The sequence below is a fragment of the Priestia abyssalis genome, assembly GCF_002019595.1.
Taxonomy (GTDB): Bacteria; Bacillota; Bacilli; order Bacillales; family Bacillaceae_H; genus Bacillus_BA; species Bacillus_BA abyssalis.
The window spans coordinates 91,214-114,250 of sequence record NZ_KV917369.1; the positions used below are offsets into that span (position 1 = coordinate 91,214).

Genomic DNA, 23,037 nt, shown 5'->3' on the forward strand with positions numbered 1-23,037 from the left:
AAGTTCGGCATGGCCGTTTTTTAGTCATGTCGAATTTTCTAAATCGATCTATATAGTTCCAGTACACATTCCTTTGCTTTTCTTAGTGGTATAATGAAAGCGAAATAAGGAAAATCATGTACTAAAGTGAATAGAGTTATTTTTATTCAAATTCAAATATGTTACACGGAGAACGTGTATGAGTTGTGCCGTTTTCTCCTTTACCGGAATAAAACCCTATGTTAAGGTATGAAGATGTTTAAGCTTTTAAAAACAAATAAGTTGAGGTTTTAGAAATGAACAAAACAAATACAGGCATCAAAATGAAGCAAGGGCAGACCGTTTTATTGACCATTAAAAGAATGGGGATTAACGGAGAAGGTGTCGGTTACTATAAAAAGCAAGTGGTTTTCGTTCCGGGCGCGCTCCCAAATGAAGAGGTATTTGTAGAGATTACGAATGTTCAGCCCAATTTTGCAGAGGGAAAGGTAAAGCGTATTAAGACGAAATCTCCGGAGCGTATTGCACCGGTATGTCCGATTTATGAACAATGTGGAGGATGTCAACTCCAGCATTTAACATATGAATCCCAGCTTAAACAAAAGCGGGATATTGTCATGCAATCTTTTGAAAGACATAGTTCTCTGAAGAATCTCGAGCAAAAGGTAGCCAATACGATTGGAATGGAAGAGCCTTGGAGTTATCGAAATAAAGTGCAGTTTCAAGTGGGGATGAAAAATCAAAAGGTGATTGCTGGACTCTACGGATTGAATTCACATCAGTTAATCGATATTGAAACATGTCCGATTCAACATAGTGCGACCAATAAGGTAACGGCAGTTATAAAAATGATTTTACAAGATTTACAAATTCCTGTTTATGATGAACGTAAACGAAGCGGCATCATTCGTACCATTATTTCAAGGGTGGGGTTTGAAACAGGAGAAGTACAAGTTGTGTTAGTGACGAGTCAAAAGGAAATTCCACGGAAAAATATGCTTATTGAGGAAATAAAGAAACGCCTGCCTGAAGTAACATCCATTATGCAAAATATTAATGGGCGAAAAACATCGTTAATTTTTGGGGAGGAGACGGTTCATTTAGCAGGTGAGGAGGTCATTCAGGAAGTTCTTGGAGATCTTTCGTTTGAATTATCGGCAAGAGCCTTTTTCCAGCTGAATCCAATTCAAACCGTAAAGCTTTATGATGAGGTGAAAAAAGCTGCCAGCTTAACGGGAACTGAAAAAGTTGTCGATGCATATTGCGGTGTAGGTACAATTGGTTTATGGCTCGCTAAAGATGCAAAAGAGATTAGAGGAATGGACACCATTGCCGAGTCTATTGAAGATGCGAAAAAAAATGCCCGAAACCATGGATACCATAATGCCAAATATGTAGTGGGACAAGCGGAACACTGGATGCCGAAATGGGTGAAAGAAGGGTGGAAGCCAGATGTGGTCATCGTCGATCCTCCTCGGACAGGATGCGATAAAGAGCTGCTCACATCCATTATAAAAGTAAAACCTAAAAAAGTGGTATATGTGTCATGTAACCCGTCTACTCTTGCAAAAGATGTGGAAAAACTGGCGAAATTTTATCAGGTAGAATCCATTCAGCCTGTGGATATGTTTCCTCATACTGCTCATGTTGAAACTGTAACTAAACTTTTACTTAAATAATTAGAATAAATCAAAAAGAATGGAGGAAATGACATTATGTCTAATTTGCCAAATTGTCCAAAATGTAATTCAGGGTACACTTATGAAAACGGAAGTCTTTTCGTTTGTCCGGAATGTGCTCATGAATGGAATTTAGAATCAGAAGCTGAAAATAGTGAGAATAAAACGGTTGTTAAAGATGCAAACGGAAATATCTTAAACGATGGTGATTCTGTAACAGTCATCAAAGATTTAAAAGTAAAAGGAAGTTCATCAGTTGTAAAAATCGGTACGAAAGTAAAAAATATCCGTTTAGTTGAAGGAGATCATGATATTGATTGCAAAATTGATGGATTTGGAGCCATGCAATTAAAGTCTGAATTTGTTAAAAAGGTATAAATACGGTTTAAGACAACAAGAACGAATTGGATAAAATATATTTTATCCACAATTTTATCCTTATGATAAACCTTTATTTATAGGATATTCACAGAGTTATACACAATATCCACATAATTTGTGCACAAAATCCTATAAAAATGACAAATGTCCGAAACACTAATATAGAAGGTTGCATGTAATTTATACACAATATCCACAGTGTTGTGGATAAAAATGTGTATATATTTAATTTTTATAAAAAGTGTGAATATATAATGAATAACTTTTTATAAAAATTAAAAGGTGAATAAGAAATATTAAAAAGCAAACGGAAAAGCTTGTGTGTTCTGCTTTTCCGTTTGTCTGTGTAATAATCCAATTTTAACGATTAAGTAAGCGCTAAATCGTTAAATGTTTACTATCCCGTATTATAAATGGAATTAACATTCTCCGTTAAAAAAGGTTTTGACTTTGCCTGTCTAACAGGGAGTAAACCCTCTACGGATGAAAATTCTCTTTATCTTCTGCTTTTATTCATCTCATTGACGCGAATTCCAGCTGCTTGGGCTCTTGCTAATGCCTCTAAATCCTCTTGATCCGCTTTCTCCATGGAAAATTCTACATCATATCCATCTGATTTTAAATTCTTCGGTACTTGAGGCAAGTTTGCTTTACTTTTAGATCCTCCACCGCGAGATCTGCCCATTTGAAAGCCCTCCTTTAAAACATTTGAACAATTGTTCTTTCATATTGTGTGTTAAAAGGAGGGCGGTATGTATGAAAGATATTGTCAGCTTAATGTCTCGCTTTTTTAGGGGTATATCCGCCTGCCTGATCTGCCATCTTGAAATCCCGAGCATAAGATACTTCTTGACAGCTGCTTAACGTACTTTTTGTTTTGTCACGTTTTTTCTTTTCAGCCATGTTCAATCCCTCCAAGTCAATATAGTTGTTCTTTACATTTCCTATTTTGACCAATCTATTTCCATTTCAAACAAATGATTTCACGTTGATGGCTATTTTCTCCACGAAAGAGGGCTAAGGAAAACTTCTCTCAGTGGGGTCTTAATGCCCGTTAATACGGGGTAAAAAAGAGGTATCTGAACATTGCACGATTTCTGTGCTTTCAGATACCTCTTAACTGTATGGTTTCAAACCGTTTAGCTGTTTCGCTTCTATTATTGAGAATGCCGTCTCTTTTTCAGGGAGTTTCAACATCCTATCTATAAAAGAGAACTTTCTCGAATTTTTATTATGCTTCCTTAAGGTGCTCTTCTTGAAGTTCTTGGCCGTTTCGTAAAATGTATAATGTGTAAAGGTCTTTGGAGATTTCATATAAATTATAGATGTCCCCTTTTTGGTTGATTTCTTCGTAAAGGCTTTTGCTTGTTTCATTTGCTAATGTCACGTAAGGAAGCTTTTCCGCTGCTTTCATGGAGCGAACGTTAACTTTACGAATGCGCATGAAAATACGTTCGATTCCCAGCTCGTAAAACAGTTCATTAAAAAATGCTTCTTTTGCTATTTGATTATAGCCTTTTCCGTGATACGGCTTTCCCAGCCATGTACCAAGAAACCCGGCATTATCTTGTACATCAAATAAATTGATCGTACCAATTGGATTGCCCCATTCGTCTGTAATCGTACGAGAAATAATTTCCCCGTGTTCTTCCGCTTCTAATGTTTGTTTTGTAATAAATAAAAACTCCTCGTAAGAATGGGCTTTATGACGCACAAAAGGGAAGACGTCCGGATGCACCATTAGTTCATATAAAGCCTGACAGTCATGTAAGTCACGTTTTTTTAACATAATGTTTCCCTCCCACTCGAGGGCAGACCACGACTGTTGGCCCCCCACCCTCGAAATTTTTTATAAAAGATTAAAAAATTTCGGGGTGGGAATCGAACCCACTAGAACCAGTAACGACTGGTGGCGCACCATTTGCCTTCCCATTCAAAATAAACGGAATGTATTTGAATGTTTTATCCAATTGTAAGCAACTTTTGATGAAAAGATGACTCTTACCATACGTATCATACTAAAAAAAATTTAAAAAAGAAATAGATAATTTGTTAATTTTTTTTAAATAATATTTCACCATTAATCATGGTTAAAATTGGCTTAGCTAAGTAATGAAACGGATGATGGTTCCATATGACTATATCTGCATCTTTGCCTGTTTCTAAACTGCCGACTCGATTATCTACACGTAAGTTTTTAGCGGGATTAATGGTGATTCCTTCTAGTGCTTTTTGTTCATCGAGTCCTTCTCGTACAGCGAGAGAAGCACAAATATTAAGATATTGAATCGGGGTGTACGGGTGATCCGTTGTAATGGATACTTCTACACCATGGTCACAAAGAGCTTGGTAGGTTTTCCAATTCTTATTTTTTAATTCAATTTTAGAGCGCCTTGTTAAAGTTGGACCTACGCAGACTTTAAGGTTTTTTCCCGTCAGTTCTTCCGCTATTAAATGTCCTTCTGTACAATGCTCAATCCGAACGTCTAAATCGAATTCCTCTGCAAAGCGCAAGGCGGAGATGATATCATCAGCACGGTGCGCATGAATCCGAACGGGTATCTCACGTTTGAGCGCTCGAATGATCGGTTTCACACGTAAATCATCCACATTATCGCAATACTTAGCCCCGTAGAAAGCTTCACGCAGCATTCCCATAATGCCCATACGCGTAATCGATTCTTTATTGCCATGACTGTGAATGCGTTTTGGATTTTCACCAAGCGCAATTTTTAATCCAGCCGTCTTCTGTATTAACATGTCAGAAATGTTTTTTCCTGTTGTTTTAATGACCGAAGTAGTTCCTCCAATAACGTTCGCGCTTCCAGGCATAATATGAACGGTTGTAATCCCATACTGTACGGCGTCTTGAAATCCAGGATCGAGAGGGTGGACACCATCCAGGGCTCGAATATGAGGGGTAAGAGGCTCAATTGTTTCATTGGCATCGTTTCCAGCCCATCCTGTGCCTTCATCATAGAGGCCGAGATGGGTATGGACATCGATGAAACCCGGGAAAAGATATTGATTGCTGCAATCAATAATTTCCATGTCTTCTGAGGGGATGATATAAGGACTGATTTCTTTGATTTTCCCATCTTCCACCAGTAAGTCATGATGTGATAATACAGAGGAGGTAATAGGATAAATGGTCGCATTTTTAAATAAAACCTTTTTCATACTAAACTAAAACTCCTATCTACAGTTGCAAACTTTATGTTAAATGTTTTAATGCTCCCTTTAGTTTATCATATGAAAAAGTGTAATGGTGTTCGCCTAATTTTTGAGGTAAAACTCGTTGTCCTTTTAAAATTAATACACTCATTTCGCCTAAAAGCATTTTAAGGGCAAATTCCGGTACTGGAAGCCAATGAGGCCGATTTATTACATTCGCTATCGCTTGGCCAAATTCCTTCATTTTAACAGGATGGGGAGCAGTCACATTGACAGGACCATCTAGTTCTTCATGGTCGATGATAAAGGATATAATGCGGACAACGTCTTCAATATGGACCCACGATACCCATTGTTCACCTGAGCCGACCGTTCCTCCGGCAAAAAGCTGGTATGGGATCAGCATTTTAGGGAATGCGCCTTCATTTTTGCTAAGGATAATCCCAAAACGGGTAAGAACTGTGCGTATATTATATTGTGTGGCTTTTAGCGCTTCCTCTTCCCATGCTTTCACGGTATTCGATAGAAAGTCCTCTCCACCGGAAGGGGATGACTCCGTAAATGAAGCGTTTTTTGAGGTGCCATAAAAACCGACAGCACTGGCATTAATAAATACTTTTTTGGGAGTATTTTTCATCATTTCAACCAACTGTTTCGTAGTGGATATCCGACTATTAACAATGGCATTTTTCGTTTCTTTGGTCCAGCGTCCGCTATTTAAGGAGACTCCAGCCAAATTGATCACAACATCAGCCTCTTGAACGATGGATGAGGCATGCTCCCACTCGATATAATGAATCTTTTCTGAAGATGGGCGGGGACGTCTTGTTAAAATCCATATATCATGTTGCTGAGTGGAAAAAGAAGCTGTTAATGCTTTTCCGACAAAGCCCGTACCGCCTGCAATAACAATTTTCATGTTATCAGCTCCTGTTTATAATTTGTTATCAATGTTTTTCACCATGTATTCAAACGTTGAAACATGCATGCAGTTTGTATATTGTTAAGGAAGAAGAGAAGCTCTCGTCAATGAACCCAATTTTCTTGACGAAGCGGAATAAATTGTATGAAATGGGATGTTAGTTGTGCCAATTATTACAAAAATAACCACTCAAGCAAAAAATAAAGAGCGATATAACGTATATCTTGATTATGGAAAAGGCGAAGAATTCGGCTTTAGTGTTGATGAGTATGTCCTTGTCAAATTTCAGCTGAAAAAGGGAAAAGAGATTGATGACCTTGATTTGACTGAAATACAGTATGCGGATGAAGTCAAAAAAGCCTACAACTTAGCCTTAAATTATTTATCTTATCGAATGAGGTCAAAAAAGGAAGTATCTGTTTATTTAAAATCAAAAGATGTCGGAGAAATGGTTATTCGAGAAATTATCCATAAGTTGGATGAACAGCGCTATCTGGATGATTTGGAGTTTGCCAAAGCATATGCGCGTACGCAAATCAATACGACAGTCAAGGGACCGAATCTCATTCGGCAAGAGTTAAAAGAAAAAGGAATTGATAAAGAGTATATTAATATTAGTTTACTCGATTTTTGTTCGAATGACCAACTTCAAACTGCTCTTAAGGTTGCAGAGAAAGTAAAGGGGAAACATCAAAAGTTATCTGCGACAGCTCTAAGGCAAAAAATTGAACAGGCGCTTCAACAAAAAGGCTATTCCTTTTCCATCATTCAACAGCTATTTGACGAGTGGGATGTGGAAAAAGAGGACGAAGAGGAATGGGAAGCGTTAAAATATCAAGGATTAAAGGTTCATCGCCGTTATGAGAAATATAGTGGATGGGAATATGAACGGAGAATGAAACAAGCCTTATACCGAAAAGGTTTTTCCCTTGAACATATCGAACGGCTGTTAGAAGAATTAAAAGATCAAGAGTAACCGCAGTGGAAATATAATATTCTTGTTTTTGCACACTGAAAGCCCCCGTCATGAAATCATTTGGTTTTACTGGATTTTTAAGGACGGAGCCTTTCAGTAGGTTGACGCAAAGGGCTGTTTTCTCCTTTTGCGTCAACCTATAGGGTAATATCTTCGTTTTTATGCTGGTTTTCATAAATGATTCTTGCAATGTCACTTGGCGGCTTTAAACGACTTTTGTCTTTTATATGGTCTGTGGCATCCCAAAACGGGGTATCCATTCCGCCCATATATGCTCCGATTATGGATATAGTTGTACCCTCATATTCTTTTTGGAGGCTTTCTGTGAAGCCGCGAACAGCAAATTTACTTGCTGCATATACCGATTCGTTCACTTTCCCTCTTAACCCGGCTGTAGAAATGATGTTGATGATTTTACCGCTTGGTCTTGAAAAAAGATGCTTGATGAGAGCCTGCGTGACAAAAATGGTTCCTTTGACGTTGGTGTCAATCATCTCGTTTATTTCCTCTTCTTTTAATTGTTCAAACGCTCCGAAATATCCTGTTCCTGCATTATTGATTAACACGTCTACTTCATGTGAAAGTAGAAGGTTGTCGATATCCTGTTTTGGATTTTGAATATCCAGCTTATATATGTGGGCTTTTCCATTCTCTTGTTCAATGAGACGTTTCGTTTCTTCAAGCTTAGACAACGTTCGACCCGCTAAAATAGCATGGTAGTTGTCTTTTGAATAGAGCAGGGCCAATTCTCTTCCTAAACCTGTTCCAGCACCTGTAATCAAGACTGTTTTCATGGTAAATCCCCTTTCTTTTTTTGTTTTCCATCTATGTATTGTGGATGATAAAAGCAGGAACATGCAATATCTTTTGTTTCTTGTTAGAAAACATGAGTACTCAATCTAGATTAAGGCATACTCAACTCGTCTGATGCTGATTTTAAATAGGCGGGCGCCTTGCGCTTCTCTCAAGTGTTTTCGTATACTAACATAAGAAAAGGCTGTAATGCAAAGGCAATATTTGCGTTAATACATTCGGGAGATGGAAAGGGGAAATAGAATGCAGGACAAACGATACAGCGATATGAGCGAGTTGGAATTAAAACAAGAAATTGGTTCGCTTCAAGAAAAAGCAAGAAAAGCGGAACAAATGGGAATGGTTAATGAGTTTGCCGTTCTTGAGCGAAAAATTCTTCTTGCTAAATCTTATTTATTGAATCCAGATGAGTTTAAAGCGGGTGAGGTATATGAAATTGAAGGTGATCCCGGTACTTACTTCAAGATTGATTATATGAACGGTGTGTTTGCATGGGGTTTTCGTCTTGGAGCGAATATGAAAGAAGAGGCACTGCCGATTTCGATATTGAAAAAATGAAGGGGTAAGTTACGCTTATTGAAAATAGGAATGGGCCGCCTGTCAATCAATGTGATTTTGCTGGCGGCCCCTTTTCCCATGTGACTTAAAAAGAACTTTTCGTCACACTCATTTTTGAAAAAAAATGTTAAGATCGTTTTCGGGCTTCATGTTGTAAAATAATTAAATCTTGAGTTTGCTGCGTTTGTCCGTTTACCTGTGCATGAGCATGTTTCGGGTTTGCCCACGGTTGTTGAAACGGATTGGAATGTCGGTTATCAAAAAATTTTTTGTTTGTGTTTTTGCCCAAACGAAACACCTCCAACATGATTTGCTTTTCTATTCGTCTGTTCGTTGATTAGAAGCGTGCATTCTTTCTTGTGGATGTGTATTGATGGTACCGTTTGCTCGTTTAGAGGCGAATTCTGCTTTTGCTCTTGGTTCACCTTCAAATTTCTGGGTATGCTGGTTTGGAAAACCGTTTTGTTTATTCCTCATGGTAATCCTCTCCTTTTTAAGAGGGTTTATTAAATGCGTGCGCTTTTCAGGCACGCATGATTAGTATGATTCAAAAGCGAGCCGCTATGTGTGAAATTCCTGAAACAATATTGGTAAAAGAGGTGGAAAATATGGAGGATACATTTAAACGGCTTACAGATTTATTAGTGGAGAAGAATGAGAAATTATCTTATGCACAAGCTCGGACATGGATTGAATTGATGTGGGAGGATTTTGAAAGCACATATGCAAAAGCCGGTCGAAAATACCGTGGTCCAGAAATGACAGAACAAATCGTAAGACGCTGGATTCAGCAGTATGGTCCTGTTTTGCATGAAATGAAAACGGAAAATCCTAAATATAAACATTTAATTAATCGAGATGATCACCTCACTCATTAATAAAGGGAAGTAACTAAATGAACCGTCTTCTGCAGGATTGAGAAGACGGTTCAGCTGTTTTTATTGTTTTTCTTCTTATTCGGTTAAAGAGGATATTCGTTTGCCAGCAAGAGAGGGTTGTTTTAGTTGGGTAAATAATCCAGTTTTTTGCGCAGTTTTTGTTCGCTGAAAATCCACCCTGTATAAGAACAAATAATATTTAAGTCATAATCGAGCTGAACAACGGCCACAAATGGGTAATAGCCTTTGCTTCTGTATCGCAGGTCGATAAATCGTACTTCAATATGATCGTTATACTCTTCAATCTCCCACCGGTAAACAGGGGAAAAAGAGAGAAAAGCGGATAAATTACGATCTTCCTTTGCTGCATCGATAATATCTGATTCAGGAATCGGTACTTTATCGAACTCATCATAAACAATCACTTTGTTTTTGATTGCGCGTCCTACATAAAAATGGTTCTTGGCCGTAATCGCTAAATGCCAATGAGAAAATCGAAGCGTTGGAGAAATAATGAGGCTTGTGACATGCGGAATTTTTGCATGCACAGCCTTAGCCACGTTTCTTTGCATTCGAAAGCGTACGATATAATATATCACAAGAATGGCATAGACAATCAAAAATGTATAGCCGGGATGGGCACCTAATCCCCAAGCGATAATTCCTGCGATATGAACGAGGAAAATAAAGGGATCGAACGTATTAATAATGCCCAATGCAATCCATTTTTTCGTAAAAGGCCGAAGTGCTTGTGTTCCATATGCATTAAAAATATCCACAAACACATGAAGGATAACAGCCGTGAATGTCCATGCCCATAAATGTAAAAGATTGGCGGTTGGAAAAAAGAATGTAACAATTAAAATAATTAGTAACGGCCATAGCATGACGGCCGGAATAGAATGGGTAATACCGCGGTGATTGCGAATGTATGTCGCATTATTTTGCAACTTTAAAATGGTATCCAAATCAGGTGCAAGGGATCCGGCAATGGCTCCAACCATGATTGCTTGAGCGGTAGCGGGATGTGATGCTGCAACCGGATCAAGGGTAGCCAGTCCTCCCAATGCAATACCCATCGTAATATGAGTACCAGTATCCAAAGGCACAACCTCCTTTTTTATGATGTTGATTACCTCGCCAATGTTCATCTTATTATTAGTAAATTTTTTTATCTTTAATTAAACTATATAAGATAGTTTATTCCCTCTCTAACAGATGGCAAACTCCAGCTGATTGAAGGACTACATTATATTTATAGTAATACCTCGGAGGATATAACGTGAAACAAAGTAAAGATATTGTAAATCATTTTAACATAAAACAGTTTCAGGATGATCTCATTTCATGGTTTGAACAAGAACAGCGCATTTTACCGTGGAGAGAAAATCAAGATCCTTATAAGGTATGGGTATCCGAAGTTATGTTGCAGCAAACACGAGTAGATACAGTCATTCCTTATTTCAACAATTTTATTCAACAGTTTCCTTCCCTTGAAAGTTTAGCTAATGCAGATGAAGAAAAAGTATTAAAAGCATGGGAAGGACTCGGCTATTATTCGCGTGTTCGTAATTTACAGACTGCAGTAAAAGAAGTACAAGAACAGTATGGAGGAAAGGTACCGGATACGGCTGCAGAAATTTCAAAGCTTAAGGGGGTAGGACCTTATACAACAGGAGCCGTTTTAAGTATCGCATATGGAGTCCCGGAGCCGGCGGTAGACGGAAATGTTATGCGGGTTCTCTCCCGTATTCTTTCCATTTGGGATGATATCGCGAAACCGAAAACAAGGAAGTTGTTTGAAGATGTGGTCCGTCTCATCATTGCTAAAGACAACCCTTCTTATTTCAATCAAGGATTAATGGAATTGGGTGCCATTGTTTGTACACCAACGTCTCCGTCTTGCTTGTTATGTCCTGTACGTGAACATTGCCGGGCTTTCCATGAAGGAGTACAGACAGAACTTCCTGTCAAATCCAAAAAGAAATCATCTAAAACGGTTCAACTCACAGCCGCCGTGTTAACCGATGAAGAAGGGAAAGTATTGATTCATAAACGACCGGGAAAAGGCTTGCTGGCGAATCTATGGGAATTTCCCAATGTAGAAATGGCAGAAGGAGCGGGTTCGGAACAAGAACAATTTAGAGCGTATGTATGGACCGATTATCGTGTGAAAGTATCCTTGCATGAACCGTTTGCATCCATTCAGCATGTTTTTTCCCACCTTGTATGGAATATACAAGTTTATCGAGGGACGCTGGATTCAGAGATTGAAGAAACGCCTATCATGAAAAAAGTAACGTTTGAGGAATTAAAAGACTATGCTTTTCCGGTTTCTCATCAAAATATTTTAAAGGCCTTTAAAGAAGCGGCTTTCAAAGGATGAGGTATCCTTTAAAAGCCGCCTAATGAAAATCAACCTTCATTAAGGTTTGAACATATCAAAGTTTTTAATGAGTGATTAATCGTAGGAGATTTTTGTGCCATGGGTGTAGTCCGCTTCTTGGCGTCTCATCCCGCCTCTTGCTTCAATCTCTTTTATGATTTCACGATGAATGGTCTGTCCTTCTGCATTCAAATAAGGAACCATTTGTTGAAGTGAATGATGAAAATATTGTAATTCACTGTCTTTCCATTCCTTTTTGGAAGTCATGGATAATTCCGTCATGTCACGACCTACATACATGTGTCGTTCACCTCTATTTTAGTAAGATGACTTTGTCAATTTGTTTTTATCCCGCATCGTGCGGGCCTAACTAACCATGAACGTAAAAATTCTGTCCATGGCTCGTTTCGCTTTATTTTGGCAAAAAAGCTTGTTTCCTATACAATACAAGTAACGATGGAATTTTAAGGAGTGATTAGGTTGTCACAAAAAGTAGCTCTTGTTACAGGAAGCAGCAGAGGGATTGGGAAAGAAACCGCTCTGCGTTTGGCAAAGGAAGGATATGATCTTGTTATCAACTATGCCAGAAGCAAAGCAGCAGCTGAAGAAACGGCAAAGGAAATAGAAGCACTTGGAAGAAAAGTGTTAATCGTACGGGCGAATGTTGGTAAAGTAGATAAAATTAAAGAAATGTTTGCTGAAATCGATGCGGTTTTTGGCAGACTGGATGTGTTTATCAGCAATGCCGCTTCAGGTGTATTGCGCCCAGCCATGGAACTTGAAGAAAGTCATTGGGATTGGACGATGGATATTAACAGCAAAGCTTTTTTATTTTGTGCACAACAAGCAGCCAAATTGATGGAAAAAACGGGCGGAGGAAAAATTGTGACCATTAGTTCTCTCGGCTCGATTCGATACTTGGAAAATTACACAACCGTCGGAGTCTCTAAAGCGGCTCTCGAAGCCCTTACACGTTATTTGGCAATTGAATTGGCGGCTAAAAACATTGTGGTCAATGCGGTTTCAGGGGGAGCGGTAGATACAGACGCTCTCAAACATTTTCCGAATAGAGACGAACTGCTGGAAGATGCAAAAGCGAATACTCCTGCTGGAAGAATGGTCGAAACAGCTGATTTGGCTAATGCGGTTATGTTTTTAATCTCGGATGCCGCAAGTATGATTCGCGGTCAAACCATCATTGTAGATGGCGGACGCTCGCTAATGATGTAAAGAAATAATTTTATGGATAGTTCTTTTACCTCCGGGGCAGATTAATTGTCGTGGAGGTGATTAACAATGGCAAACAACTTTCAAAACCAAGCTAACAAAACAGTTTCTGGTACTAACGTACAACACGTAAAACAACAAAATGCTCAATCTGCAAGTGCAGGTGCAGCAGGCCAATTCGGCACTGAATTCGCTTCTGAAACTAACGTACAAGAAGTGAAACAGCAAAATGCTCAAGCACAAGCAAAAAAACAACAAAATTCTTAATTGACTAACCAAAAAGGTACTTCCTCATTCGTGGGAGTACCTTTTTTCAGTGCGTCCAAACTTTTATTGTCGCGGTCAAGGAAGAACCATGGGTGGCAAGGATTTCGAAGGTAGTCCCGCAAGGCATAGCTGTTCTTAGTTGGAAGACGGGTTGTTTGATTTCTTATGAAAGTAGCGGGAGCGACAAAACTTCTTGAAAGTCTACATATCTCGTCAAAGGATTCAACGCATTGAAGCAAGAATGTAAGTACGGTAAAGATATGGTGCTGCAAGTGTATAAGGAGGGGGAAAAAATGAGTCATTTCGATCTATTGGTGGGTCAACAGTTAGAAACGATGGATCAGTTACTGTTCTTGCAATCGGAAATTGAGCGGTGTCAGGAAATTGAATTTGAACTTCAAAAGCTGCAAGAGGAAGCCCAACTAAAGAGTGTTCGTGAAGAAATTACCTCCATGAAAATACAGTTAAGAGAAATTCAAAGGACTTTTGAGGAACAGACTGCTGAAATTATAAAAACGTATCAAGCGACTGTGTCATAAGGGAGCTTTGTTTTTGGAACGGTTTGCAAGGGATTTATCATTTGCATATAAACATAAGAGGCTTTCCGTAATTCTTTAGCCAACCACAAGAACTGATTTTTACCGAAGGGCCCCGTCACAAAAACCTTGGTCTTACTGGGTTTTCCTGATGGGGCTTTTTAGGAGGATGGATCAAAAGGGTTTCTTTTTCCCTTTTGACCCATCCTCTTTGTTTTAAATTGGCTCTTAAATCGCTATAATAATATAAATAGGGAAAAAACGACATATACATGCTAAGATTTATATTATGACGGATTACTAAACGAATATATTCTAAAAGCGCGATGTCCTGTACGTCGGAGGTTTAGAAAGCGCTAAAGGAAAGTAGGGGAGTAAAAATGGGCTTTCCCATCGAAGGAGAAACAATTCAAATACATAGCTATAAACATAATGGGAAAATACACCGTATATGGGATGCCACGACTATTTTAAAAGGTTCCAGAAGTATGGTAATAGGCGGTAATGACCGTACGGTTGTGACGGAGTCAGATGGACGGACGTGGATTACCCGTGAACCAGCCATTTGTTATTTTCACGCGAACTATTGGTTTAACATTATTGGAATGCTTAGGGAAGACGGCATTTATTATTATTGTAACATTAGCTCGCCGTTCATTCATGATGAGGAAGCATTGAAGTATATTGACTATGATTTGGATATTAAGGTTTTTCCGGATATGACATATGTACTGCTCGACGAAGACGAATATGAACGCCATCGCCAGCAAATGAATTATCCGGATGTGATTGATCGTATTTTACACGAAAATGTAGAAACATTAAAAAATTGGATTCGCCAGCGAAAAGGACCATTTGCACCTGATTTTATTGATACTTGGTATGAGCGATATTTAACTTACCGGAATCCTTAAGTCTAGCCGAAAAGGATGACTCAAAAGGTTAAAAAATATCTTTTGAGTCATCCTGCTGAAAGGACCCTTCATGAGAATCAAGTAAAATCAAGGATTCTGTGATGGGTCCTTTTAGCAAAAATTATTCTTGCGGCCCGTTTATAACTTATGGGACAGCCGCTTTTAAGTGGGGAAAAATCAGAGATGTCCAGCTCCAGCGCTTGTCGGGGCTAAACAGTGCGCTTGCACTTTTCTTTGGTTTCCATTCAAGGAGGGATGATTTCTGAGCACTGTAAGACGTTATTTGCAGTTTGTAAAGCCATATAAATGGCAAATAGTCGGAACCATTATTATTGGAATTCTTAAATTTGGAATTCCTCTTTTGATTCCTGTTTTATTGAAATACGTCATTGATGATATCGTGAATCAAGCCGGTCTTTCTTCAGTTGAAAAGACGAAAGAACTGGCAACCATTATGGGGATCATGTTTGTGGTTTTTATCATTTTAAGGCCGCCGATTGAATATTACCGTCAATATTATGCCCAGTGGGTTGGAAGTAAAGTGCTATATGATATTCGCGATAAATTGTTTGATCATCTTCAAAAGCTAAGCTTGCGTTATTATTCGAATACACGCGCAGGGGAAGTCATCTCCCGGATTGTAAATGATGTGGAGCAGACAAAATCATTTGTCATTACCGGATTGATGAATGTGTGGCTTGATACGCTTACCATTGTCATTGCGGTAGGTATCATGTTCACGATGGATATCCCCTTAACAATTGTTTCGCTTATTTTATTTCCTTTTTACGCTTTTTCTGTTAAATATTTTTACGGCCGGTTACGTCATTTAACACGCGTGCGATCCCAAGCTCTTGCTGAAGTACAAGGTCATTTGCACGAAAGAGTTCAAGGTATCTCGGTTATCAAAAGTTTTGCGATCGAAGAATACGAACAAGTCCGATTCGATAAACAGAATCGTAACTTCCTGGAAAGGGCTCTCGAGCATACAAGCTGGAACGCCAAGACGTTTGCCGTCGTCAATACGATTACGGATGTAGCACCGCTGCTCGTCATTGGATATGCAGCCTGGCAAGTGATTCAGGGGGATTTGACGGTTGGGACGATGATTGCATTCATCGCGTATATTGATCGCCTCTATAATCCATTGCGCCGATTGGTGAACTCCTCTACGACTCTTACACAATCTTTTGCTTCAATGGATCGTGTGTTTGAGTTGATTGATGAAAAGTATGATATAACCGATAAACATGATGCCATCGAGTGTAAAGAGTTAAAAGGTGATGTAACGTTTGAGAACGTGTCTTTTTCATATGAAGAAGAGGAAATGGATGTATTGAGCGGTATAGATCTTCATGTGGAGCAGGGGCAGTCAATAGCCTTTGTTGGAATGAGCGGGGGTGGAAAATCAACACTCATTAGCTTAGTGCCTCGTTTTTATGATGTAACAGAAGGAAGAATTTTAATTGATCATCATGATATACGGGATTACAGAGTTCGAAGTCTAAGAGATAAAATTGGTTTAGTACTACAGGATACAATTTTATTCAGTGAATCTGTAAGAGAAAATATTTTAATGGGAAAACCAGATGCTACGGAAGAAGAAGTGATTCAAGCAGCTAAAGCAGCCAATGCCCACGACTTTATTTTGAATTTATCTGAGGGATACGATACGAAAGTCGGTGAGAGGGGAGTCAAGCTATCTGGAGGTCAAAAACAGCGCATTGCCATTGCCAGAGTTTTTTTGAAAAACCCTCCTATTCTTATTTTTGATGAAGCGACCTCCGCTCTTGATCTAGAGAGTGAGCATCTCATTCAAGAAGCGTTGGAAGAACTGGCAAAAGACCGAACAACTTTTATTGTCGCTCACCGTTTATCAACTATTACCCATGTGGATCGCATTGTTTTGTTAGAACACGGAAAGATTGTTGAAATGGGTACACATGAAGAATTGATGAATAAAAAAGGTCATTATTATCAATTATTTACGGTGCAGCAACTCGATACGGATTAAAAGATGAAAGGCTTATATAAAAGGGGTCGCAATCAACATCATTTCTGTTGATTGCGACCCCTTTTATGTGTTCCATCAGTGATTTTTACGATGCGATTTATCATTTGGGGGAAAGACAAAAGAGACAACGGGATTGGGAGTAAAGTTTTTTTATAATATCGTTCGAACTTCATAAAAAAGATTTTAAAATGGAAAGACATTATATTCAAAAGATAAATTTCACAAGAAAAAAAACTCTTTGTAGGGAGGGGAAAAGTTTTTTTTCTCAGCAACCAAAAATGTAAGCGTTTTATAAAAAGAGACTTATAGGTTTGGTCTTACGTGTATCAAGTTCTTGCAGTATTTTTCTCGCTTTTGTCATAAACTGTAAAAAAATGTCGATAAAAAATCCAGTAATTTTACATAAACCCTCTTTAACTTTTTTAGAATAGAATGTATACTCTAAAAATGTAAAATATTCTAATTATTTCAAAAAAAGTAACTTTGGGATGTGAGAATGTGACGAGAAAGAGAGTTCTTGATGTAGTTGGGTTGAATACATCTTTCTTCACCGATGAAGGTGAAATACCAGCAGTTGATCATGTGGATTTTCATATAAATGAAGGCGAAATTCTAGGAATTGTCGGAGAATCAGGGTGTGGAAAAAGTGTAACCTCACTTTCCATCATGCAGCTTATCCCAAGTCCTCCTGGTAAGATTACTTCCGGTCATATTTACTTTAAGGGCGAAGACTTAGTCCAAGCATCAGAGAAAAGGATGCGGGAAATAAGAGGAAATGACATTGCGATGATTTTCCAAGAACCGATGACTTCTCTCAATCCTCTTTTTACGATCGGTAATCAGTTAACAGAAGCGATTCGCATACATAGAAAATGGGACAAAAAGAAAACGAAAGAACATGTTATCAAAATGCTGAAGCTCGTGGGGCTTCCAAGACCGGAAGAACTGTATGGGGAGTATCCGCATCAATTATCAGGAGGCATGCGTCAACGTGTCATGATTGCGATGGCTTTGCTGTGTGACCCGCAAGTGCTCATTGCCGATGAGCCGACAACAGCATTGGATGTAACCATTCAGGCACAAATTTTACAGCTGATGAAAGAGCTGAATGAAAAATTAAATACAGCCATTATGCTCATTACGCATGATTTAGGGGTTGTTGCCGAAGTATGTGACCGGGTCACAGTCATGTATGCCGGGAAAGTAGTAGAAGAGGCGGATGTGCAAACGATTTTTAAAAATCCGAAGCACCCGTATACAAAAGGGCTTATTCAATCTGTTCCAGATAAGCGTCACAAAAAGGATCATTTATATTCCATTCCAGGAAATGTGCCGAAGCCTGGATCCATTAAGAAAGGCTGTCGCTTTGCAGGGCGCTGCGAGTATGCCGGCGACCGCTGTTATCAGGAAGATCCTCTTCTTTACGAAGTAGATGGCGCGAAGCACCGTGTACGCTGCTTCTTACATACAGAGGAGGGGGTTGAGGCCAATGGCGAAATCGTTACTACAAGTTAAAGGATTAAAAAAGCACTTTCCGATTAAAGGCGGTCTATTAAGTAGGGAAATAGGATCTGTAAAAGCGGTAGACGGTTTAAGTTTTGAAGTGAAAAAGGGCGAGACACTTGGCATTGTAGGAGAAAGCGGATGCGGCAAGTCCACCACGGGGCGGTTGCTGCTCCGGTTAATCGAGCCTACTGATGGTCAAGTGATTTTCGAAGAAAAAGAGGTTACAAGTTTATCCAATAGTGAAATGCGCAAGTTAAGAAGAGAAATGCAGATGGTTTTTCAGGATCCATTCGCTTCCCTTAACCCGCGTCATACCATTGAAAAAATATTGGAAGAGCCCCTTATCGTTCATGGAATAGGCAATAAGGAAGAACGAAAACAGAAGGTAAGGGAAATGTTGCAAGTGGTCGGTTTGAGCAGTTATCATGCCAATCGCTATCCTCATCAGTTCAGCGGCGGACAAAGACAGCGCATCGGTATTGCCAGGGCGCTGATGACAAATCCAAAGCTCATCATTGCGGATGAACCGGTATCGGCTCTTGATGTATCTATTCAATCTCAAGTTCTGAACTTATTGGAGGATCTTCAGAAAGAGTTTCAATTGACCTATATTTTCATCTCGCATGATTTAGGGGTGGTTCGGCATATTTGCAATCGGGTTGGAGTAATGTATTTAGGGCAGATGGTAGAGCTGGCTGAAAGTGAAAAGCTTTATGAAAAACCGCTTCATCCTTATACCGAAGCGCTGCTTTCGGCAGTGCCTGTACCTGATCCGGACTTTAAACGCGAGCAAATTGTCCTGCAAGGAGACTTGCCAAGTCCTTCTAACCCTCCTGTTGGCTGTCCTTTTCATACGCGCTGCGGCAAATGTATGGATATATGCAAAACGGCGCGCCCTGAATTGAAAGAGGTTGCACCTGATCATTTTGTTGCCTGTCATCTTTATGAGTAAAACAAAGGAGAAGATGGTAGATAGCATTAATGATAGATATATAAAATAAGAGGGGGATTTCAAATGAAGAGAAAGTGGTATGCTTTAGTACTCGTTTTCGTATTGACACTTTCCATGGCTCTTGTTGGATGCAGTAAGTCAGAGTCAACGGGAAGCGGATCGAAAGAAGGCGAGAAGCAAGAAGGCGGCAATAAACAAGATACACTTGTATTTGGCCGCGGTGGAGATACAGTATCATTAGACCCTGCGACGGCAACAGATGGTGAGTCGTTCAAGGTAACAAAAAACTTATTTAACACGTTAATCGAGTTTGGCGAGCAAGATACAGAATTGAATCCTGGGCTTGCTAAAGAATGGTCTGTTTCTGAAGATGGTTTAACGTATACGCTTAAACTTCAAGAGGGAATTAAATTCCACGACGGTACAGACTTTAATGCAGAAGCCGTCGTATTCAACTTTAACCGCTGGAAAGCAGGTAACAAAGAGCAGTTCTATTATTACAACTCTCAATTTGGCGATGTTATTCAAGAAGTAAAGGCAGTTGATCCGGCTACAGTAGAGTTTAAGCTAAGCCGTCCATTGGCTCCATTCTTCAAAAACTTGGCGATGTCGCCGTTTGCAATTTCATCTCCGGCAGCCGTTGAAAAATACGGTGACAAATATAATGAAAATCCTGTGGGTACAGGGGCATTTAAATTTAAAGAGTGGAAACGCAACGATCGTATCGTTATCGTGAAAAACGAAGAATTTTGGATGGATGGTCTTCCAAAATTAAACCAAGTTATTTTCAAAGTTATTCCTGAAAATTCAGCTCGTTTAAATGCATTAAAAACAGGTGAAGTAGATTTAATTGATGGCGTTAATTTTACGGATGTTCCTGGAATTGAAAGTGATTCTAACTTACAAACATTCTTCCGTCCATCTTTGAACGTGGCTTACTTGGGATTAACATCTACAAGAGGTCCGTTAAAAGATAAAAAGGTTCGTCAAGCATTGAACCATGCAGTTGATAAAAAAGCATTAGTAGAGGCATTCTTTGCTGGTGAAGCAACTCCGGCGATCAATCCAATGCCGGAAGTAGTAGAAGGCTATAATGACAGCATCGAAGATTATCCATTTGATTTAGAAAAGGCAAAACAATTATTAGAAGAAGCCGGCTATCCGGACGGTTTTGAGATGGAACTATGGGCAATGCCTGTACCGCGTCCATATATGCCGGATGGTCAGAAAGTAGCGGAAGCCCTTCAAGCCAACTTTGCAAAAATCGGTGTAAAAGCTAAAATCGTCACATATGAGTGGGCTACTTACTTAGATAAAGCACGCGCTGGTGAAGCTGATTCCTTCTTGCTTGGATGGACTGGCGATAACGGTGATGCAGATAACTTCTTATATGTATTATTAGACAAAGATTCAATCGGCAGCAATAACTACACTTACTATCAGAATGACGAAGTTCATGACTTGTTCATTCAAGCCCAAACAGAAGTAGATCCTGCGAAGCGAAATGAATTATATCAAAAAGCACAAGAAATTATTAAAGACGATGCTCCTTGGGTACCTCTTGTGCATTCAAAACCAGCGTTAGCAGGTAAAGCGAACATTACTGGATTTAAAGCACACCCAACTGGTTCTGATGAATTAGGGACAGTGGAGTTTCAGTAATCCATAATTAGCTTTATGATTTTTGGAAAATGGACCGTCAACTAAAACCTTTGATATTAATAGGTTTACATGACGGTCCATTTTGCAGGGGTGACCCAAGAGGGGTTGTTTTTCCCCTTTTGGGTCACCCCTTTTCCTACTATCTCTCATGAGAAAGAAGTGATGATATGTTTTCTTATATTATACGAAGGATTTTAATGCTGATACCGGTTTTACTAGGTTTATCGCTTGTTGTCTTTTTTATGATTCGCGCTATTCCAGGTAACCCGGCCCAAGTTATTTTAGGACAATTGGCAACGGAAGAGGCTATTGAAGCTTTGACTAAAGAGCTTGGGTTGGATCAGCCTTGGTATACGCAGTACTTTCATTACCTAAGTGGTTTATTAACGGGAGATTTGGGAGACTCTCTTCGAACGAAATCTCCAATCAGTGAAGAAATGCTGCCTTACTTAGCGGCTACATTGGAGTTAGCGGTTGTCGCATTATTGATTGCAGTAGTAATTGGCGTGAATGCTGGTATTATTAGCGCGTGGTTCCAAAATTCATGGTTTGATTATGCTGCCATGCTGCTGGCTTTAATCGGGGTTTCAATGCCAATCTTCTGGCTTGGACTGATGGAACAATGGGTATTTTCTATTCAACTGGAAGCACTTCCGACTTCTGGAAGAGAAGATGTGCGTAATCCCATTGAGGCCATTACGAATCTCTATCTCATTGACACGCTGATTCAAGGGCGGATGGATCAATTCGTTCAAGTTTTGCAGCACCTCATTTTACCGAGCTTTGCTTTAGCGACCATTCCGATGGCGATCATTGCCCGCATTACACGTTCAAGCATGCTTGAAGTGATGCGTTCCGATTACATTCGTACAGCGAGAGCGAAAGGGTTAAGAATGTTTTGGGTTGTTTATAAGCACTCATTAAAGAATGCAATCATTCCGATTATTACGATTATTGGTTTGCAGTTAGGATTATTGCTTGGCGGTGCGATTTTGACAGAAACGATCTTCAGCTGGCCTGGAATTGGACGCTACATTTACGAGGCAATTGGTTTCCGTGATTATCCTGTTATCCAGTCAGGCATTCTTGTGATTGCCGTTATTTTTGTACTCATCAATTTGATTGTTGATATTCTTTATGCGGCAATTGACCCGCGAATCAAGTATAACTAGGGAGGCACATTCATGGCAGAATTAGCAAGAAATGATGCACCATTGAATTCGACCGTACAGCAAGGCATGGCCGTTTCGCCATGGAAAGAGGCTTGGAAAGGATTTCGAAAAAATAAACTGGCACTTGTTGGGGCTTTTATCGTACTATTCTTCATCCTATTAGCTGCATTTGCACCGATGATTGCACCGCAAGGAATTAATGAACAAGATTTAGCGAAGAGACTGCAGCCGCCTTCTAGTGAGCATTGGTTCGGGACCGATGATTTTGGCCGTGATATTTTGTCCCGGGTCATTTATGGAGCAAGAATCTCCTTATGGGTTGGATTTTTCTCTGTATTAGGTTCTGTTGTGGTGGGGACGATACTCGGGATTGTAGCCGGTTATTACGGCAAATGGGTAGATACCGTGATTTCGCGTGTTTTTGATATTATGCTGGCATTTCCAAGCATTCTATTGGCGATTGGGGTTGTAGCGGTATTAGGTCCGTCATTGCAAAACGCCCTTATTGCCATTGCCATTATTAACATTCCGAACTTTGGACGTTTAATTCGCTCGAAGGTATTAAGCGTAAAACAGGAAGAATACATTATGGCGGCGAAAGCAATTGGAATGAGTGATGCGAGGATTTTATTTTCACACATTTTGCCAAACAGTATGACCCCTATTATCGTCCAAGGAACTCTTGCCATTGCGACAGCCATCATTGAAGCGGCAGCGCTTGGATTTTTGGGGCTCGGTGCACAACCGCCTAATCCGGAATGGGGGAAAATGCTTGCCGACTCCAAGCAATTTTTAGTACAGGCCCCTTGGACCATGATTTTCCCTGGTTTAGCCATTATGCTGGTCGTATTAGGCTTTAACTTGATGGGTGATGGTCTTCGCGATGCCCTCGATCCACGAATGAAAAGTTAATTAGAGTATAGATTTGGACCTTAAAAAAAGGTCCATTTTTATTGAAATAATGAAAGGCCCCGTCACGAAATCCTGATTTTATTGGATTTTCATGATGGGGCCTTTCAGAAAGACGACTTAGAAGAGGTG

Annotated in this window: 26 protein-coding genes; 16 read left to right on the forward strand and 10 right to left on the reverse strand. The window is 39.5% G+C overall.

Annotated elements, in window-relative coordinates:
- The first annotated feature begins 275 nt into the window (after window positions 1–275).
- Together rlmD and BK575_RS00490 are read left to right on the forward strand one after the other, a co-directional pair.
- Entirely contained in the window at window positions 276–1,658 is a 1,383-nt protein-coding gene (gene rlmD, locus BK575_RS00485; protein WP_078408422.1) for a 23S rRNA (uracil(1939)-C(5))-methyltransferase RlmD, read from the forward strand.
- A gap of 36 nt (window positions 1,659–1,694) precedes the next feature.
- The gene (locus BK575_RS00490; RefSeq protein WP_078408423.1) at window positions 1,695–2,036 is read left to right on the forward strand and encodes a zinc ribbon domain-containing protein YjdM; all 342 of its coding nucleotides are present in this window, start codon (window positions 1,695–1,697) and stop codon (window positions 2,034–2,036) included.
- 499 nt (window positions 2,037–2,535) lie between these two features.
- Here the strand turns inward: BK575_RS00490 and BK575_RS00495 are convergent, their stop codons facing one another.
- The 5 genes from BK575_RS00495 to BK575_RS00515 all read right to left on the reverse strand — a co-directional run bounded on the left by BK575_RS00495 (window position 2,536) and on the right by BK575_RS00515 (window position 6,132).
- On the reverse strand, window positions 2,536–2,724 hold the full coding sequence (locus tag BK575_RS00495; RefSeq protein WP_078408424.1) for a YfhD family protein: 189 nt from the start codon (window positions 2,722–2,724) through the stop codon (window positions 2,536–2,538).
- Between the two features lie 89 nt (window positions 2,725–2,813).
- On the reverse strand, window positions 2,814–2,942 hold the full coding sequence (locus tag BK575_RS00500; protein WP_078408425.1) for a YfhE family protein: 129 nt from the start codon (window positions 2,940–2,942) through the stop codon (window positions 2,814–2,816).
- A gap of 328 nt (window positions 2,943–3,270) precedes the next feature.
- A complete protein-coding gene (locus BK575_RS00505) occupies window positions 3,271–3,828 on the reverse strand; it encodes a GNAT family N-acetyltransferase (RefSeq protein WP_078408426.1) in 558 nt (185 codons plus the stop codon).
- 263 nt (window positions 3,829–4,091) lie between these two features.
- Window positions 4,092–5,219 (reverse strand): amidohydrolase, encoded by a 1,128-nt coding sequence (locus BK575_RS00510; protein ID WP_078408427.1) that lies wholly within the window; start codon window positions 5,217–5,219, stop codon window positions 4,092–4,094.
- Between the two features lie 34 nt (window positions 5,220–5,253).
- On the reverse strand, window positions 5,254–6,132 hold the full coding sequence (locus BK575_RS00515; protein WP_078408428.1) for a TIGR01777 family oxidoreductase: 879 nt from the start codon (window positions 6,130–6,132) through the stop codon (window positions 5,254–5,256).
- 166 nt (window positions 6,133–6,298) lie between these two features.
- On the opposite strand from BK575_RS00515, the gene recX reads away from it, so the two are divergent.
- Window positions 6,299–7,111, forward strand: coding sequence for a recombination regulator RecX (gene recX / locus BK575_RS00520; protein WP_078408429.1), 813 nt, complete (start codon window positions 6,299–6,301; stop codon window positions 7,109–7,111).
- Window positions 7,112–7,248: 137 nt separating this feature from the next.
- On the opposite strand, the gene BK575_RS00525 is transcribed toward recX, so the two are convergent.
- Window positions 7,249–7,905, reverse strand: a complete 657-nt coding sequence (locus tag BK575_RS00525) for an SDR family NAD(P)-dependent oxidoreductase (RefSeq protein ID WP_078408430.1) — start codon at window positions 7,903–7,905, stop codon at window positions 7,249–7,251.
- A 262-nt stretch (window positions 7,906–8,167) separates the two neighbouring features.
- On the opposite strand from BK575_RS00525, the gene BK575_RS00530 reads away from it, so the two are divergent.
- Complete coding sequence (locus BK575_RS00530; protein WP_078408431.1) at window positions 8,168–8,482, forward strand: YfhH family protein; 315 nt, start codon at window positions 8,168–8,170, stop codon at window positions 8,480–8,482.
- Window positions 8,483–8,609: 127 nt separating this feature from the next.
- Here BK575_RS00530 and BK575_RS00535 read toward each other — a convergent pair whose 3' ends face one another.
- Both BK575_RS00535 and BK575_RS00540 read right to left on the reverse strand, forming a co-directional pair.
- Window positions 8,610–8,771: a YpzG family protein gene (locus BK575_RS00535; RefSeq protein WP_078408432.1), complete on the reverse strand. Its 162-nt coding sequence runs from the start codon at window positions 8,769–8,771 to the stop codon at window positions 8,610–8,612.
- Window positions 8,772–8,800: 29 nt separating this feature from the next.
- The gene (locus tag BK575_RS00540; protein ID WP_078408433.1) at window positions 8,801–8,959 is read right to left on the reverse strand and encodes a small, acid-soluble spore protein K; all 159 of its coding nucleotides are present in this window, start codon (window positions 8,957–8,959) and stop codon (window positions 8,801–8,803) included.
- A 131-nt stretch (window positions 8,960–9,090) separates the two neighbouring features.
- Between BK575_RS00540 and BK575_RS00545 the strand changes: the two genes are divergently transcribed.
- Window positions 9,091–9,360 carry a YfhJ family protein gene (locus tag BK575_RS00545; protein ID WP_078414588.1) on the forward strand — a complete coding sequence of 90 codons (270 nt, stop codon included), beginning with the start codon at window positions 9,091–9,093 and terminating at the stop codon, window positions 9,358–9,360.
- Between the two features lie 122 nt (window positions 9,361–9,482).
- Here the strand turns inward: BK575_RS00545 and BK575_RS00550 are convergent, their stop codons facing one another.
- The gene (locus BK575_RS00550) at window positions 9,483–10,463 is read right to left on the reverse strand and encodes a metal-dependent hydrolase (protein WP_169907462.1); all 981 of its coding nucleotides are present in this window, start codon (window positions 10,461–10,463) and stop codon (window positions 9,483–9,485) included.
- A gap of 179 nt (window positions 10,464–10,642) precedes the next feature.
- Here BK575_RS00550 and mutY point away from each other — a divergent pair, with 179 nt between their 5' ends.
- Entirely contained in the window at window positions 10,643–11,746 is a 1,104-nt protein-coding gene (mutY, locus tag BK575_RS00555; RefSeq protein WP_078408435.1) for an A/G-specific adenine glycosylase, read from the forward strand.
- A 75-nt stretch (window positions 11,747–11,821) separates the two neighbouring features.
- Here mutY and BK575_RS00560 read toward each other — a convergent pair whose 3' ends face one another.
- A complete protein-coding gene (locus BK575_RS00560; RefSeq protein WP_078408436.1) occupies window positions 11,822–12,046 on the reverse strand; it encodes a hypothetical protein in 225 nt (74 codons plus the stop codon).
- Between the two features lie 180 nt (window positions 12,047–12,226).
- Between BK575_RS00560 and fabL the strand changes: the two genes are divergently transcribed.
- From fabL to nikC, 10 genes are all read left to right on the forward strand, one after another.
- Window positions 12,227–12,976 (forward strand): enoyl-[acyl-carrier-protein] reductase FabL, encoded by a 750-nt coding sequence (gene fabL / locus BK575_RS00565; protein WP_078408437.1) that lies wholly within the window; start codon window positions 12,227–12,229, stop codon window positions 12,974–12,976.
- A gap of 66 nt (window positions 12,977–13,042) precedes the next feature.
- Window positions 13,043–13,240 (forward strand): gamma-type small acid-soluble spore protein, encoded by a 198-nt coding sequence (locus tag BK575_RS00570; protein WP_078408438.1) that lies wholly within the window; start codon window positions 13,043–13,045, stop codon window positions 13,238–13,240.
- Between the two features lie 293 nt (window positions 13,241–13,533).
- Window positions 13,534–13,779, forward strand: coding sequence for a YgaB family protein (locus BK575_RS00575; protein WP_028397070.1), 246 nt, complete (start codon window positions 13,534–13,536; stop codon window positions 13,777–13,779).
- Between the two features lie 377 nt (window positions 13,780–14,156).
- On the forward strand, window positions 14,157–14,690 hold the full coding sequence (gene ntdP, locus BK575_RS00580) for a nucleoside tri-diphosphate phosphatase (RefSeq protein WP_028397069.1): 534 nt from the start codon (window positions 14,157–14,159) through the stop codon (window positions 14,688–14,690).
- 262 nt (window positions 14,691–14,952) lie between these two features.
- Window positions 14,953–16,704, forward strand: a complete 1,752-nt coding sequence (locus BK575_RS00585) for an ABC transporter ATP-binding protein (RefSeq protein ID WP_078408439.1) — start codon at window positions 14,953–14,955, stop codon at window positions 16,702–16,704.
- Window positions 16,705–17,202: 498 nt separating this feature from the next.
- The gene (locus tag BK575_RS00590) at window positions 17,203–18,219 is read left to right on the forward strand and encodes an ABC transporter ATP-binding protein (RefSeq protein WP_078408440.1); all 1,017 of its coding nucleotides are present in this window, start codon (window positions 17,203–17,205) and stop codon (window positions 18,217–18,219) included.
- Window positions 18,194–19,162: an ABC transporter ATP-binding protein gene (locus tag BK575_RS00595; RefSeq protein ID WP_078408441.1), complete on the forward strand. Its 969-nt coding sequence runs from the start codon at window positions 18,194–18,196 to the stop codon at window positions 19,160–19,162. Before BK575_RS00590 ends, BK575_RS00595 begins: the two co-directional genes overlap by 26 nt.
- A 63-nt stretch (window positions 19,163–19,225) precedes the next feature.
- The gene (locus BK575_RS00600; protein ID WP_078408442.1) at window positions 19,226–20,824 is read left to right on the forward strand and encodes an ABC transporter substrate-binding protein; all 1,599 of its coding nucleotides are present in this window, start codon (window positions 19,226–19,228) and stop codon (window positions 20,822–20,824) included.
- 167 nt (window positions 20,825–20,991) lie between these two features.
- On the forward strand, window positions 20,992–21,996 hold the full coding sequence (locus tag BK575_RS00605) for an ABC transporter permease (RefSeq protein WP_078408443.1): 1,005 nt from the start codon (window positions 20,992–20,994) through the stop codon (window positions 21,994–21,996).
- 12 nt (window positions 21,997–22,008) lie between these two features.
- Window positions 22,009–22,908, forward strand: coding sequence for a nickel transporter permease (gene nikC / locus BK575_RS00610; RefSeq protein ID WP_078408444.1), 900 nt, complete (start codon window positions 22,009–22,011; stop codon window positions 22,906–22,908).
- Window positions 22,909–23,037: the final 129 nt, after the last annotated feature.